At 42.3% G+C, this 15,618-nt stretch carries 13 protein-coding genes; all 13 read left to right on the forward strand.

Annotated features, from left to right (window positions below):
- Nucleotides 1-99 precede the first annotated feature (99 nt).
- The 13 genes from MusilaSJ_RS27085 (at nt 100) to MusilaSJ_RS27145 (ending at nt 15,586) form a co-directional block, all read left to right on the forward strand.
- The gene (locus MusilaSJ_RS27085; RefSeq protein WP_274987862.1) at nt 100-456 is read left to right on the forward strand and encodes an ISAon1 family transposase N-terminal region protein; all 357 of its coding nucleotides are present in this window, start codon (nt 100-102) and stop codon (nt 454-456) included.
- A complete protein-coding gene (locus MusilaSJ_RS27090) occupies nt 449-1,432 on the forward strand; it encodes an ISAon1 family transposase (RefSeq protein WP_446725117.1) in 984 nt (327 codons plus the stop codon). Before MusilaSJ_RS27085 ends, MusilaSJ_RS27090 begins: the two co-directional genes overlap by 8 nt.
- Before the next feature lie 368 nt (nt 1,433-1,800).
- A complete protein-coding gene (locus MusilaSJ_RS27095; protein ID WP_274987863.1) occupies nt 1,801-3,243 on the forward strand; it encodes a sensor histidine kinase in 1,443 nt (480 codons plus the stop codon).
- A gap of 9 nt (nt 3,244-3,252) precedes the next feature.
- A complete protein-coding gene (locus tag MusilaSJ_RS27100; protein ID WP_274987864.1) occupies nt 3,253-3,942 on the forward strand; it encodes a LytR/AlgR family response regulator transcription factor in 690 nt (229 codons plus the stop codon).
- 20 nt (nt 3,943-3,962) lie between these two features.
- Nucleotides 3,963-4,544 carry a Crp/Fnr family transcriptional regulator gene (locus MusilaSJ_RS27105; protein WP_274987865.1) on the forward strand — a complete coding sequence of 194 codons (582 nt, stop codon included), beginning with the start codon at nt 3,963-3,965 and terminating at the stop codon, nt 4,542-4,544.
- Between the two features lie 83 nt (nt 4,545-4,627).
- Complete coding sequence (locus MusilaSJ_RS27110; protein WP_274987866.1) at nt 4,628-5,350, forward strand: DUF8737 domain-containing protein; 723 nt, start codon at nt 4,628-4,630, stop codon at nt 5,348-5,350.
- A gap of 8 nt (nt 5,351-5,358) precedes the next feature.
- Entirely contained in the window at nt 5,359-5,970 is a 612-nt protein-coding gene (locus tag MusilaSJ_RS27115) for an FMN-dependent NADH-azoreductase (protein ID WP_274987867.1), read from the forward strand.
- A gap of 285 nt (nt 5,971-6,255) precedes the next feature.
- Nucleotides 6,256-6,852, forward strand: coding sequence for an RNA polymerase sigma-70 factor (locus tag MusilaSJ_RS27120; protein WP_274987868.1), 597 nt, complete (start codon nt 6,256-6,258; stop codon nt 6,850-6,852).
- A 171-nt stretch (nt 6,853-7,023) separates the two neighbouring features.
- Entirely contained in the window at nt 7,024-8,088 is a 1,065-nt protein-coding gene (locus tag MusilaSJ_RS27125; RefSeq protein WP_274987869.1) for a FecR family protein, read from the forward strand.
- Between the two features lie 221 nt (nt 8,089-8,309).
- The gene (locus tag MusilaSJ_RS27130) at nt 8,310-11,651 is read left to right on the forward strand and encodes a SusC/RagA family TonB-linked outer membrane protein (protein WP_274987870.1); all 3,342 of its coding nucleotides are present in this window, start codon (nt 8,310-8,312) and stop codon (nt 11,649-11,651) included.
- A 12-nt stretch (nt 11,652-11,663) separates the two neighbouring features.
- On the forward strand, nt 11,664-13,109 hold the full coding sequence (locus tag MusilaSJ_RS27135; RefSeq protein ID WP_274987871.1) for a RagB/SusD family nutrient uptake outer membrane protein: 1,446 nt from the start codon (nt 11,664-11,666) through the stop codon (nt 13,107-13,109).
- A 16-nt stretch (nt 13,110-13,125) separates the two neighbouring features.
- Entirely contained in the window at nt 13,126-13,818 is a 693-nt protein-coding gene (locus MusilaSJ_RS27140; protein WP_274987872.1) for a fasciclin domain-containing protein, read from the forward strand.
- Nucleotides 13,819-13,894: 76 nt separating this feature from the next.
- Nucleotides 13,895-15,586, forward strand: a complete 1,692-nt coding sequence (locus tag MusilaSJ_RS27145; RefSeq protein WP_274987873.1) for a glycoside hydrolase family 28 protein — start codon at nt 13,895-13,897, stop codon at nt 15,584-15,586.
- Nucleotides 15,587-15,618 lie beyond the last annotated feature (32 nt).

Here is a 15,618-nt window from a genome sequence, read left to right on the forward strand (position 1 = left end):
GGCCACCAGGGGTTGAAAATAAACTGGATCAAGCAGAAAAATTGTGGGGGAGAAAAAAAAGTGTTTGCTTTGTGGATATAATAATCAACACGCGTCCACTTGTCATCAGCCCACGAAACCCTTGTCCATTTAATCTTACCAAAAGGCCTTTTAGACTATTTTGAACTTACCGATGTCCGTTCATCAGAGAATGGAGCGTTGAACATTTATCTGGAGGAGAAGAACCTTGCTCCATCAGGTTATGATAAGTCACAGTTAGAGTCAAAAGGCTTTTTACCAGAGACAGCTATTCAGGATTTTCCTATCCGCTGCCATAAAGTAGCCTTATGTATAAAAAGGCGCAGATGGGAAGTTAAAGCGAGTGGTGAGCTTATCACAAGAGACTGGGATTTAGTAAGAAAAGGGGCGCGAATGACAACTGAATTCGGCACTTTTTTAAAAGGAATATTTGGATAATCACCCGATCAGCAGCCATTTATTAGGCCGGTTATACCAGGTAGATGGCAAGCAGCTCGGTCAGCAATACAAAGATCACCTAAGTGATTTTCATAGCTGGAGCCAAAAGGATCATGCGGAAGACTGGATGTTGTTTGCAGATAACACAGGCCCTTATCTGAGTATAGATGAAACTGCGTTAAGCAATGGGGAACTCTATACCATTGTTACCAACAAACAAGCCAAAGGGAATAAAAAAGCCATAGTGGCGATGATCAAAGGCACACAGTCTGAACAAATCATCGCTGTACTGGAGAAAATACCCTTAAGGTCAAGGAATAAAGTAAAGGAGGTAACGATGGACATGGCGGCAAACATGATCAAAGCTATACGCAGATGTTTTAGCAATGCTGTGCGGGTCGTGGATCGATTCCATGTACAAAAGCTGGCTTATGACGCTGTTCAGGAAGCAAGAATAAAATATCGCTGGGAAGCTCTTGATGCGGAAAGTAAGCTGATTGAACAGGCCCGGAAAAACAAACAATCCTATCAGCCCGAAGTGCTCAGTAATGGCGATACTTTAAAACAATTACTCGCCCGAAGCAGATACTTGCTGTTCAAGCATCGATCTAAATGGACGCTATCACAAAAGGAAAGGGCTGATCTGCTTTTTTCAAGATATCCGGAACTGCTCAAAGCTTATAATCTTGCTATCAGCTTAGGTAATATATTCACTAATTGTAAAACCAAAGTGATCGCCTTTAAAAAACTGGCTATATGGTATAATGAGGTGGAAGACTCTGGTATTAATGCTTTTAAAACCGTTGCAAGGTCCGTTCAGCAACATTATGAATCTATCTTGAACTTCTTCGATAACAGAAGTACAAACGCATCTGCAGAATCTTTCAATGCTAAAGTTAAAGCTTTCAGAGCTACTCTCAGAGGTGTAAGAGATACTTCATTCTTTCTATTCAGACTTGCTAAAATCTATGCTTAAACTTTCATCCCCCCAACTTTTCCCCTTGATCCAATAAACTTTTATTATTTCTGCTATTCGATTCAGAATGAACAGGATTGCCTTTTAGATTTTCCTGTATTTAAGCACTAACAACATATATATTTCTTTGTTGGGTATTGTCTTATTCAGAAAATACCGGCTATATTGTTATATTTCTATTTTTCCTTGTTAAATAAGATGCGGGTTGACGGATGCACACTTGTAAGCCACCTTTGAGTCTTAGATAATTATGCTTCAATTACGGTCCATCACATTTTTCAAATGGTTCATCACATTTTACTTTCAGAAGAAAGCCAGGCTTTGTACCATTGCAATAGAAACACATAAATCTTATATCACAAAAGGCCATGTTAAAACAATTCAATTTAAAATTTAAGGATGATGCCGTCCGGATCGAGTTTTGGATCGCAACCGGTTTTATAGTCGCGGCTGTGTTCATATCCATACTGGATCTGGTACACCAGAATCAATTGAGCGCGGAAACGCTGATGCCTGTGTTGTTTAGTTATCTCGTAACCTTTACGATATATCTTTTGTTTTGCTTCTATATGGCGCCGGCTTTTGAAAGCGAAAGTAAACCGCCCCTGCAAGGCTTCCTGTTCCTCCTCGTTTTCCTGGCGCTTGGTTACCTGGTTGGGATCATCAATATTTATTTTACGGCTCTGCTTGCCCTCAAGCTCCTGTACATTTATTTCAACCGTAACCGGCAAAACAATGACGGCGCTTTACACAGTGAAGCGACCCTACTTACCGCATCCTGGATCCTAATTACAGTGGGACTGCTTTACCTTTCTACCCCGCTAATGATGCGGTTTTATATGCTCTTTGTAGTACCTGTCGCCATATCCCTGTACTTGTATGCTGTACACGTACTTTTACCCACGCTTAAATCAAGAAACAGAAATATTCTTTTTTATTTCCTCCACATGTTTCTATTTATTCTATTGTCTTGTATAGCAGTGTTTCTAATCAGTTTATCATTTAACGGCACTAACCGTGTGTTGATAAGGCCCATGGTTAATGCGGTAATGATCATTAATACCGGGGGCGAAAACAATATTCAAGTTTTGGTGATCCTGAATTTTTTCACCCAATTATTTATAGTAACACCACTTGCACTTGGTACCTACAGGCGACGCAATATGAAGAATCAGGAGGAGATTAAGATGCTGAAGACCGAACTTGGCCAATCAGATGCAAACCTCAATTTTTTAAAATCACAAATTAACCCTCACTTTTTGTTTAATGCTTTGAATACTTTGTATGGTACCGCGTTGCAGGAACAGGCTGCACGAACAGGAGAAGGCATCCAAAAATTAGGCGAAATGATGCGCTTTATGCTGGAGGAAAACATCAAAGACACGATTACGCTTTCGCGTGACATTGAATACCTGAAGAATTATATTCTGCTGCAAAAGCTACGTAGTGCCACATCATCCTCTATAGCTATCGAAACCGATATCGAAGAATATCAGGGACCATTAATCATCACTCCGATGTTGCTGATCCCTTTTGTCGAGAACGCATTCAAACATGGTATCAGCCTGCAGAATCCCTCGCATATCAAGGTAGCTCTGCAGGTAGAAGGCTCTACAGTTTATTTCGATGTCCATAACAGTATCCACAGCCGCCCGGACAATGATCCGGAAAAAGAGCGGGGTGGCATTGGCCTGGAAAACGTAAAGCAAAGGTTGAATTTACTTTATCCAAACCGGCACGAACTGGTGATGCGTGAAAATGCAAGGGAGTTTTTCGTCCATCTCTCTATACAACTGGCCGTTAATCACTAATTTTAAAGTATGATAGCCATCGCCATTGATGATGAACCCATAGCACTCGACGTGATTAGAGCGCATGCAGCTATGGTTCCTTTTATTGAGTTAAGAGAAACTTTTACGAATGCTTTTGAAGCACTAAGTTATTTACAGAAGAATAAGATTGATCTGATCTTCCTGGACATCAAAATGCCGGATATCAGCGGTATCGATTTTTTGAACAGTATTAATAATGCGCCAATGGTTATTTTCACCACAGCATATTCCGAACATGCGGTACAAAGCTTCGAACTGGATGCGGTCGACTATCTGCTGAAACCCTTTTCCCTCCCTCGTTTCCTGAAAGCCTGCAACAAAGTATACGAACTCTATAGCTTGCGAAACAGATCTCAAGCCGACGAGCCGCCCCCATCCATCTTCATCAAAGACGGCTATGAACAAATCAAAGTAAAACTGGACGATATCCTATTTATCGAAGCTGCCGGCAATTACGCCAAAATTTTCCTGCAAGACAATACTTCTCTAAGTACAAGGATCACTATAACAGACATGCAGCTCATGCTTCCTGCAAATAAGTTCATCCGCACCCATCGGGCATTTATAGTTGCCTGCGATAAGGTTAGCAAATTCGATAAAACACAAATCAATATCAATGAACACATCATTCCGATAGGCGCAACTTATTCTCAATGCATGCAAATCTTACAGATATGAGGTTAAAAGATTGTTTGCCAATGAATAAAGATAGCCTGGTTCAGTTCATTCAACAGGTATTGCCAATGAGTCCGGCCAAGGTTGGTGTCATTGCAGAGAAGTTCAAACCGTTGAAGATCGAAAAGAATAATTATTTACTTAAAACAGGTAAAGTTTGCAGTGAATCTCATTTTATAGAGAAGGGCATTGTCAGGTCGTATATCTATGATGTCAAAGGGAACGAGGTCACAACCGCATTTTATTCGCAAAATAGTTTTGCCAGCGATTTGCTTTCGTTTTTCAAGCGAAGCCCCACAAAAGAAAATATTCAAGCGGTCACTGATTGTGAAACCTGGTACATCACTTATGAAGATATGCAGGAAAGTTTTCATACCATGCCTGAGTTCCGTGATTATGGCCGGCTGAATTTGGTAGATCAGTACAGCAAGCTGAAGGAAAGAATGCTGTCGATGTTGCAGGAAACGGCCGAGCAACGCTATGAGGCACTGATCAGCTCAAGTCCGGAAATATTTCAAAATGTGCCGTTAAAGTATATAGCCTCCTATTTAGGAGTTACGGACACCTCGTTAAGCAGGATTAGGAAAGAGTTTATAAAAAAATGAACGAACCTCATTTCTTGCCATTTGCGAAGTGGAAACTAAAAAATCTAACCGTCCTTTGTCTGCTCATTAAATAATATCGCAAAATGACAGATCATATTTCCCGGATGCCGCTTTGGGCGGTTGTTTTATTTATCGCCACTTTTCTTTATTCGATCGTTTTCATTAGCCAACCCGTAAGAAAGGCTGCGCTCGGTGCTGATATCACGCGGCGGAGGGCAACCAATATTCAACTCGGTATTTTAGTTTTTTATATGGCCTATATCGCTTATGTCAGCCTGCTTGCTTTAAAAGGTGTTTTTGATGTCAATTCCCTACCGCCTAAAGTAATGATCCTGGCCAGTATACCGTTAATGGCCATTTTGTTCGGTTATATCGGCAACACGCGTTTATTTAAAACCTTGCTTAGGTCCATCACTTTGGAGGCGTTGATCGGTATACATATATTCAGGCTTCTCGGCGTATTTTTTATTCTGATATACGTTTATCATCTTCTTCCCGCCAAGTTTGCATTTTCGGCCGGGTTAGGGGATATTATTACTGCTATCCTGGCTTTGCCTGTCGCCAGAATGGTGATTAAAAGAAAAACCGGTTGGAAAACTGCCGTTTATGCCTGGAGCATTTTTGGTATACTGGATATTGTTGATCTCCTGGTGATCGCGGTCATAATTGGCGCAAACGGAAATCTCCGGGAAATGACCGTATTTCCGTTCGTCTGGTTCCCCGCTTTTGCTCCGGCTACCATTTTATTTTTACATACGACTGTTTTCAGAAAACTGTATCAACTGGAACGACCGCAAAACGATTAAAGTAACCTATGAAGAATATTTTGCATATCATTTCCAGTCCGCGTGGCGAGGCTTCCTTCAGCACCAAACTGGGCAGGGCAATTATTGAAAAGATCCAGTCAGCCGATTCCCCGTATACCGTGAAAGTGCACGACCTGACCGAAACACCCTTTCCGCATTTGGGACAAGCACAACTGAGCGCGTTTTTTACACGACCTGAAAACCGTACGGCTGAAAACCTTGCGGGAGTCCGTTATTCTGAAGAAGCGGTAAACGAATTGCTGGAGGCGAATGTGATCGTGATCAGTGTGCCCATCTATAATTTCCATATCCACTCCACGCTCAAAGCCTGGATTGATCAGGTTGTCAGGGCAGGGCGCACGGTCCGATTTGGCCCGAACGGTGTTGAAGGGCTGGTGAGGGACAAAAAGGTGTTCCTGGCTATCAGTTCTAAAGGGGTATACTCTGAAGGTCCGCTACAAGAGCTTGATTTTGCAACACCCTATCTCAGGCATATTCTGGGGTATCTGGGCCTGACGGATATCGAAGTTTTACGCGTGGAAGGCTCTTCAGTGCCCCGGGAGCAGGATGTATTATTGACGCAGGTCATGGACCGTTTTGAAGTTCGGGACTTGTTTTAAAACCGGATATAGCTTATTTGGCTAATGCAAAAAGTATGTTAATCATCATCATCAGTTTTTAGGTGTTCTAAATCTCGTTTATTTTTTGCGCCCGTTATACATTATCCAGGTTTGCCGGAGCAGGTAATATCGTTAAGCGCATCACAAATATGTGTAATTGTAAACTGAGATTAGTAAATGGTCAATATTGTTTATTTCTGCCTTGCTTTTCCCACCTAAATTTAGCGCTACCAATTATAGGCATTTCTCCACCATAAATGCCCGTACCAAACAAACCTGCTGCTAATGTTAGATATTGACGTTAAAGATTTACTCTTAAAAATAGCCTATGATGATGATCTGGCATCTTTTCAAAAAATTTATTTTTTGTATTATGACAGGCTGTTAAAATTAGCCTGCTCTTTTGTGAAATTAACTGAAGTAGGCGAGGAGATAGTAGATGATGTTTTTATAAAAGTATGGACAACCCGGGGCAAATTAGCCGGTGTTAATAATTTAACAGTTTACTTGTATGTAGCGGTCAAAAACCAGTCGATCAACTATAATGCAGCTAATAGAATGAGCTATATTGACTTTGAATCGGTCAATTTTGAGTTTAAAGACCATGGCAGTTCCCCCGAGGATATATTCATCACGGATGAACTTGCAAAAATTATTGATAACACGATAGAAAGGTTACCTGCCGAATGTAAAATGGTATATAAACTTGTTAAAGAAGACAGGCTAAAATACCGGAAGGTAGCAGAAATCTTGAATATTTCTGTTAAAACGGTTGAATATCATATGGGCAACGCGCTTAAAACAATAGCTGCGGCAATTTCCTCTTCATCCGGCCATCATAAAAAGGTTTTTAAAAAGTTATCTGGCATTTTCCTTTTTTAGCAAAGTTTTAACCAGATACAGCAAAATAAAAAGCTGCGCCATAATCAAATGGTGCGGCTTTTTTGGGGTTTAGCCCGTTCCAGATCAGGCCTGTTGTTGCATTTTAATTTATTTTTATTTTATCACTGGGGTGTTTTCATTTTTCCCTGTCCTTGTTACTGACGCAAAAAAATGAACCAGGATACACTTTGGATACTTGTTGGAAAAAAACTGAATAAGGAGGCTACCCCCGAAGAGCTCCATCAGTTGGATATGATGCTTAAGCAACCCTGGGCGGATGTTTATTCGATACAAATATTAGAAGCCATGTGGCAGCAAAACCCCGATCAGCCGCCCCGCTTTATCTCTCACCAACTTCAGCAAAAATGGGACAGGCTGGAAACTAAGCTTGATACCGGCAATACTGCTTCGAATGGCCCGGTAAATGACACTGAAATATTGGTGAGAAACTCCAAACGCAGATTTGTCACCGTTACGGTAGCCGCAGCATGTTTGGTTTTTGGCTTACTGTCGTTTTTTTACTGGAAATATTATTTCGGAAACTATGATGTTAAAACCTACCAGATAACGGCCCCCCTGGGTAATGTCAGCAAAATAATCCTGCCCGACGGTACAAAGGTGTGGCTTAATGCAGGCAGCAAAATAGTTTATAAAACAAATTATGGCAACAAATGCCGGATGATCCAATTAACCGGCGAGGCTTTTTTTGACGTGGTAAAGGATAGTGAACGGCCATTTATCGTAAATACTGCTGCAATGCAAATAAAGGTATTGGGCACAGCCTTTAATGTACGTTCTTATGCGGACGATAATGTTTCAGAAACATCCCTGATCAGGGGAAGGATAGAGCTTACCCCGGCGTCAAACCCTGATCATACTATCATATTAAAGCCTTCCGAAAAATTAACTATCCCAAACAGGATCAGATCTCATCGGGATGAAAATAATATGCTTATTACCTTAAGTGCCCTGCACACGGCAAAAAACGACTCATTACCCGCAGAAGCCCAGTGGCTTGAAAATAAGCTGGTGTTTGATAATGAATACTTTGATGAGGTAGCCAAAAAAATGGAAAGGTGGTACCGTGTTTCCATCTCATTTAAAAATGAACAATTAAAGCAGAAAAGATTTAGCGGAAAATTTACAAAGGAGTCATTAAGCACAGCGTTGGACGCGCTTAAAGCTACCCGCGATTTTAACTTTTTGATTGATAACGGAAAAGTAATTATTTATTAATCAATAATTTTTAACCTGAAAATATGCGTATGATAAAACTTGACCCATAAATCTCCATTAAACCAAAAGCGGAGAATGTTGACGCATTCCCCGCAATGATTGGTACCCAACTACAAGTCTTCTTAAACCAATAATTAAAGTAACCTAAATACTAAATTATGAAAAAAAATGCTTGCCGCGTAAGCAATATGCGGTTGCGATGCTATTTAAAAATATTTCTTATGGCAAAGTGTACCCTGATCCTGATACTTATATCTTCATTTCAGGTTTTTTCAAAAGGCTACGGTCAAACCAGGATCAATATCAATCTTCGTGATGTATCCGTAAAAAGTGCGCTTATAGAGATTGAAAAAGCAAGTACCTACCGTTTCGTTTATAATGATGATGCTTTAAATGCATTGCATGTTGGCAACGTTAACCTGGTTAACGCCTCTATAGCTGACGTAATGGATAAGTTATTAATCCAAACGGGGCTTACCTACAGGGTCGACAGCAATAACCTGGTTATCATCAGTGATAAAAAGCCGCAGGCGGCGCTCATTCCTATTACCGGCCTGGTAGCAGATAATAAGGGGCCCTTGCCGGGGGTAAGTGTGAAGATAAAAGGCACTAATTTGGGCGTCCTGACGGACAATAACGGAAAGTTCACGATCAATGTACCCGACAATAATGCCGTACTGGTATTTACGTTCGTGGGGTATGTTTCAACAGAAATAACGGTTGGCGACCGTAAAAACATCAACGTAACGCTTAAGGAATCGGCAACCGACCTCAACGAGGTGATTGTAACCGGGTATGGCCAATCAGTAGCCAAGCGTGACCTTACCGGGGCTATAGCAACAGTTTCGGCTAAACAAATAGAAGAGCGTCATCCAATTAACCTGGTCGATGCTTTACAGTCGCAGGCATCGGGCGTGTTGGTTGTAAATGATTCGGGCGAGCCGGGAGCTACCGGTTCTATCCAGATTCGCGGTGGATCTACTTTCTCTACCGCGGGTAATGCGCCGTTGTTTGTAATTGACGGAATTTTGAGTCCAAGTGCCGATAATGTTAACCCTAATGATATTCAATCTATTGAAGTGTTAAAAGATGCCGCGTCGGCAGCTATCTATGGTTCGCAGGCAGCTAACGGTGTTATATTAATTACCACTAAGAGGGGACAGGCGGGCAAACCGCTTATTAATGCCCAGTATGCGCGCATTTTTGGCGTAATGGCTCATAAGCTTGAACAACCAAATTCAAAAGACCTGCGCATGGAACGGAATTTATATAACGGTAACAGCCCCGATAAGCCAACTACTACCAACGATTCGCTGAACGTGGTTTTTAATTCTGATAATGACAACCAGGATGTAATTACCCAACTGGCAAAAAAAGATATCCTTGATTTTGGTGTTAGCGGCGGCGAAAAAAATATCACCTATTATTCAAGCCTCAGGTATATTAATGATCAGGGCTTGATCGTTAACAGTTATTCAAAGACACTGCAGGCCCGTTTCAACCTCGATTACCAGGTATCTCCCCGGTTTAAATATAGTAACCGCCTTTCTTTTGGTTATAATACCAACAATAATATTAATGAGGGTAATACCATCAACCAGGCATTTCAGCGGCCGTCAAATTTAGCTTTATATTATCCGGACGGAACCTTAACCGGCTACATCAGCGGGCGCCGTAACCAGTTATCGGTTGCTTTACTGGAGGTTAACGTAACCAACACATACACAGGTGATTTGTTTAATCAGATTGATTATACTATCAGCAAAAACCTGCGTTTAACCAATAACTTTGATTTTGGGTTGTCAACTCCGCACAATGTATTTTTTGATCCGAAACTGTTAAGCAGCGCTAACCCCACCGTAAGCTCGGGCCGGGAAAATTTTGCTGTTAATACTAATTGGGCTTACCAGGGATTTTTAAACTATAATAAAACATTAGGTAATCACTCCATCACCGCGGTGGCCGGGGTGAGTGCCGAAAAAACACAGAATAACAGTTTTAAAATTGCCGGGACAAATTATGCCAATGAAACCATTTATACATCGAACGTTGCCGGTACCATCGATCTGACCAACACGGGAACCAATGCTGGCTCAACCAGTCGCGAGTCCTTTTATGCCCGCGCCGGCTATAATTATAAAAGCCGGTACATATGGAGCGTGGTTTACCGCAGAGATGGATCATCAAAGTTTGGTAGTTCAAACCAATATGGCAATTTCTACGGTTCGTCTGCTGCCTGGCGTTTCTCTGACGAGCCTTTCATGGCCTGGTCTAAAAAATTCCTGGAGGATGCCAAGTTAAGAGTAAGTTATGGGCAAGTTGGTAATGACCGGATCCCGGCCAACTCAAATCTGCTCATTTATACCTTTGGTTCGTCTTTCTACAATGCAGTTAATGGTGTGGTTTTAAGCGACCAATTTGGTAATACCCAGTTAAAATGGGAAAGCAATATCCAGAAAAATATAGGCCTTGATCTGCAGTTTTTTAAGGGCCGCTTAAATGTAACTGCCGATTATTATCAAAAAACAACAAAAAACCTGCTCTACCAACGTAATATACCGGTTGAAACAGGCTTTACCAATGTATATGTAAACGTTGGCGATGTTACCAATAACGGCGTTGAGCTTTCTGTGAACGCCACACCGGTAGCCAGTAAAAACTTTAGCTGGAGCGTTAATGCCAGTTTATCTGTTGAGCGTAACAGAATCAAGAGCCTTTACAATCACCAGCCGTTCCTGGCCACATCGGGAGGTGCTACTTACCTGGTTCAGGAAGGCGGCAAGATTGGTGATTTTTACGGGTACAAAGGCCTCGGCGTGTATCAGTATGATGCATCAAATGCTTACGACGGCAATTGGAACAGGCTAACACCTGTAGGCGTTTCTGCCGATGGAAAAACTGCTTCAAGCTATACCCTGAACGGGCAAACATACTCCGGTACTGTACACCATATGTACGCAGGCGGAGCCCTGTTGCTTGGCGGCGATATGATATTTGACAATGTTAAAAAAGACAGCGTAATAGATGCCAATGACCGACAAATCCTTGGCAATGCGCAGCCGTCATTTTATGGCGCCATAATCAATACCCTCAGTTATAAACAATTCAGCTTGTCGTTTACCTTTAATACCATTTGGGGCGGTGAGGCTTATGATAGCCCAAGGCAAACGCTCAATAACCTGGCCACATCAGGTATAGTTGCTGATAATAATACAACCTATAATTCGTGGAAAAAGCAGGGGGATATTACCAATATACCTTACATGGGGCGTAAAAATTCGGTCGCTAATTTTCCGGGAACGCAGAGCCGTTTCCTCGAAAATACCTCGTTCATACGGCTCAGTTATGCCAAATTCACTTATAACCTGCCAGCAAATATAGCCTCGCGCATTAAAATGAAAAATATAGGGGCCTATGTGTATGGCGCAAACCTGCTTACCTGGACCAACTATACCTGGTATGACCCTGAGTTTTCGTCGAGTTCGGCCTTAACGCCGGGTAATGACAATGGCAGGTATCCGCGCAGGCGCGAAATTGGTTTTGGGTTAAATGTTAATTTCTAAATGAATTTGATCATGAAAAAAATAATCATTACTTTTTTAATGTTCTCCGTTTCGCTGTTCAGCTGTAAAAAATTGTTGGATCAGCCACCTCAAAGTCAGCTGGCCGCCAGTAAATTCTGGAAAACAGCTGATGATGCCAGGGCAGGTATTGCCGGCATATATGATGGCATTCAGGATATGTTTACCAGCCAGTATATTTATTGGGGCGATGGCCGCAGCGATAACTTAAGTTATCACCCTACCTATAATGACGGTTTGCCACTGGCACTAAATGTTTTAACGCCAACCACTAATGGCGCCGACTGGACACTGATCTACGCAACCATCAGCCGTGCAAATTTTGCTATAAAATATATCCCCACCATTGACGGAATTGACCCCATTTTATCAAAGGACCTGCAGGCACAGGCCCTGGGGATAAGGGCTTACTGCTATTTTTGGCTGATAAGGCTCTGGGGAAATGTACCCATGTGGACAGAGCCTTATGAAGACCTGAGTTCCGACCCATACAAAGCTGTGACGCCAGCCGCCGATATTGTAAAAAATCTTATCCTGCCCGATCTGCAGAAAGCTTTTGACCTGTCAGACCATACAGCATCTGTAGTGTGGAATTTAAACTCTGGAGGTATCGCTGCTATGTTAATGGATGTTTACATGTATAATCATGACTACAGTAATGCTTTATTATGGTGCGATAACCTGTTTAAATTAAACCGATATAGCCTGGAAAGTACCGCCAATTGGAAAAATAATTTTATAGCTCCAACAAATACCAAAGAGTGTATCTGGAGCCTAAACTGGGATTTTACCGTTGACGGAGGAAATAAAACTTCACAGGAAATTGGTGCCGGCGATACCAATAGTGACTTTTCTGTCGATCCGGCTTTATGGTCATACTATACCACAACCCCAACTGACATCAGAGGAGCTTTAAGTGTTGATTTTAAAGTGAATAACCATGATAAAATATTAAAATATTATGCGGCCAGCCTGGATAAGAACGGCAACCAGATTTATCCCAATTCGCCCCAGGCTAACCTGCTTTTTCCATTGTACCGCCTTGCAGATATTTACCTGTTAAGGGCTGAAGCGTTAAACCGGACAGGTGATCTGGCCAACGCTCTGGTTTATTTAAATATGGTACATACCCGGGCAGGCTTACCGGCCTACCAGGCAAGTGATTTTGCTGATGCCGATGCCATGCTTTACGGCAGCCCTGTTAACGCCAACGGAATTTTACGCGAAAGGCAGCTGGAGCTATTTTGCGAAGCCAAGCGTTGGTTTGATTTGCAAAGAAATAATATCATTATCAGTATCATGGATCCGGTGATCAGGATCAGGCAGGTTAATAAAGGTTTTCCTTCTACCGGTTTTGGTGATCCCCGGAAAATATTCTGGCCGATTGATCAGGATGTGTTAAACGCCAATACCAAACTAACTCAAAATCCACCTTATTAATTAAAACATTATCATAATGAAAAAGATGAAACAAGCAGGTTTTTGGTTTGCTTTGGCAGGCCTTTTAATAAGCATGGCAGGCTGTAACCTTGCCGGATTAAAGATGCAGGAAAATGCGGAATATCATCCCTATGTGCTTGATCCGCATATTAATAAAACAACCTGGCAGTTTATTAAAGACCGCAGTTATAACTTCGCCGGAAAGGATACTGTTTTTAAGCTGATGCGCCAGGCTATTGAATATTCGGGCATTGATACCAATCTATATATCAAAACCAACTGTACGTTTATACTATTGCACAATGATGCCGTTTACCGTACTACGGTAGTAAACAAAGTACCCGTCATTACTGCCGATTGTTACTGGGGCAAATACCTGGTTAATGGTAAGCCGGCAACAAAATGGAGCGATTACCCTAAAGAGCAGGTTAAAAATTACCTGTTGTATTTAATTGTACAGGGGGCATATTCGTTTAATAATTTAACACCCAGCAATGTTGTAGCTACCACGCTGCAGCCGCTAAATTATGATCCGTTAAACCCCACTTCCATAATGACACTGCGGGTTAACGATGATCAAAACTTTACCATGAGATTAAATGATTTCTCCAATTCTGTAGGCTACGTAAGTGTACGCACCAGTAATATTCTGGCAATAAACGGGGCCATACAGGTAATTGACAGGGTGCTTTATTATCAAACTAAATAATACCGAATCTCTATTAACACCGGTCGTGTGCCACTGCCGCGGCCGGTAATTTAACCACACCAAAACTAAATTACTGATGACAGGCCAAGATAATAAAGCAATATCCCGCCGTAACTGGCTGGGCGCTATGGGTAAAGTTTCATTAGGTACTGGGTTGATAGCTGCTACGTCAAACACTTTTGGCTTTGAATCCCTCACCCGGGTAAAAACATCCGGTAATGATATAGGCGCCCGTGTTTATAATATTCGTGATTTCGGCGCAAAAGGCGATGGTAAATCATTGGATACAGCGGCTGTACAAGCGGCAATTGATACCTGCAATAAAGAACAGGGCGGCACCGTAATGGTACCTGCCGGGGTATTTGTTATAGGAACGGTTGAGTTAAAAAGCAACGTTACGCTGCACATAGCCGCCCAGGGGAAATTGCTGGGAACGGCCGATGGCAGGCAATACCGTGCCTGTGATACCATCCCCCTTGACATCGGATGGACCATGAACGATGGAAACGTGGGGTTGATATTTGCCGTTAATGCCGATAATATTACCATTGAGGGTAACGGGATCATTGACGGGCAGGGTGCGCAATTCCGCAGCGATACCAAAGGGGTTTTACCGCCGGCCGGTATCACAGGCAATCACCGTCCTTACCATTTACTTTTTTACCAGTGCAAAAACCTTACGGTACGTAATATTTCGTTGATCAACAGCGCTTACCACTCGGTGCGGGTTTGTCTTTGCTCTTATGTGAAAATGGAGGGGCTATTTATCCGTGGCAAGGTAGTACACAATAATGATGGCTTTCATTTTATTGGCAGCACTTATGTACATGTAACTAACTGCGATGTACAATGCCAGGATGATGCATGCGCTTTATTTGGCAGCTGTAAATTTGTAACAGTTTCTGATTGCTCCTTCAGCACCCGATGGTCGGTGTTCCGTTTTGGGGGCGGTGAGGCCGAAAATATTACCGTTTCAAACTGCCTCATTTATGAAACCTATGGCTGTCCCATAAAAATGCGCTGCTCTCCCGGCTCACGGTTCGAGAACATCTCATTTTCAAACCTGGTGATGAAGGATGTAACCGGTCCCATTTCAATAGGTCTGGGCATTCAAAAATCTTCGGTTAATAAAACAACCGACACCCCCGGAATTATACGCAATATTTCCTTTAACAATATTCAGGCTACCGTGGTAAAGCCGGTTCCGCTTCGCGATTCGGAATTTGCCAGCAAATACAATCCCGGCGAAATATTTTCCTGTGTTACATTGAATGCCATGGATGATGTTTTTTTAGAGAATATTTCTTTTGATAATGTACATATCACTTTTCCCGGCGGCGGTACTACAGAGCAGGCTGCAGTAAGGGATGTTCCCAAAGTGGCGGGCGAATATTACGAGATCGGTATTCCTCCGGCTTATGGTATGTATGCCCGGAATGTGCAAGGCTTATCGCTCCACAACATCAGGTTTGCTACGGCAAGTCCGGATCAGCGTCCTGCCCTGATCCTGGATAATGTAGAAGACGCAACAATAAATGGCTTAAGCGCGCAGGGACAAAAAAGTGCCGAATCACTATTACGTTTCATTAACACCCGGGATGTTTTGGTAAGTGCATTGCGTGTATTAACACCCGTAACCAATCTGCTGCAGGCCGAAGGCAAAGAATGCGCCAATATTAAAATAGAAGGCGGAGATCTCTCAAAGGCCGATAAAGCATTGGTTTTAACATCCGGTGTATCTGCGCAGGCGGTAAGGGTGCGGGAATAGTATGCCCTACCTGGCTGATCTGTAACAATAAT

It is taken from the genome of Mucilaginibacter sp. SJ (genome assembly GCF_028993635.1).
Lineage (GTDB): Bacteria > Bacteroidota > Bacteroidia > Sphingobacteriales > Sphingobacteriaceae > Mucilaginibacter.

What these genes read in the sequence shown, in the direction of transcription:
- MusilaSJ_RS27110 (WP_274987866.1), top strand. Translation starts at nt 4,628, where the DNA reads ATGACAGATCATATTTCCCGGATGCCGCTTTGGGCGGTTGTTTTATTT.
- MusilaSJ_RS27100 (WP_274987864.1), top strand. Translation starts at nt 3,253, where the DNA reads ATGATAGCCATCGCCATTGATGATGAACCCATAGCACTCGACGTGATT.
- MusilaSJ_RS27140 (WP_274987872.1), top strand. Translation starts at nt 13,126, where the DNA reads ATGAAAAAGATGAAACAAGCAGGTTTTTGGTTTGCTTTGGCAGGCCTT.
- MusilaSJ_RS27125 (WP_274987869.1), top strand. Translation starts at nt 7,024, where the DNA reads ATGAACCAGGATACACTTTGGATACTTGTTGGAAAAAAACTGAATAAG.
- MusilaSJ_RS27135 (WP_274987871.1), top strand. Translation starts at nt 11,664, where the DNA reads ATGAAAAAAATAATCATTACTTTTTTAATGTTCTCCGTTTCGCTGTTC.
- MusilaSJ_RS27095 (WP_274987863.1), top strand. Translation starts at nt 1,801, where the DNA reads ATGTTAAAACAATTCAATTTAAAATTTAAGGATGATGCCGTCCGGATC.
- MusilaSJ_RS27105 (WP_274987865.1), top strand. Translation starts at nt 3,963, where the DNA reads ATGAATAAAGATAGCCTGGTTCAGTTCATTCAACAGGTATTGCCAATG.
- MusilaSJ_RS27115 (WP_274987867.1), top strand. Translation starts at nt 5,359, where the DNA reads ATGAAGAATATTTTGCATATCATTTCCAGTCCGCGTGGCGAGGCTTCC.
- MusilaSJ_RS27120 (WP_274987868.1), top strand. Translation starts at nt 6,256, where the DNA reads ATGTTAGATATTGACGTTAAAGATTTACTCTTAAAAATAGCCTATGAT.
- MusilaSJ_RS27130 (WP_274987870.1), top strand. Translation starts at nt 8,310, where the DNA reads ATGGCAAAGTGTACCCTGATCCTGATACTTATATCTTCATTTCAGGTT.
- MusilaSJ_RS27145 (WP_274987873.1), top strand. Translation starts at nt 13,895, where the DNA reads ATGACAGGCCAAGATAATAAAGCAATATCCCGCCGTAACTGGCTGGGC.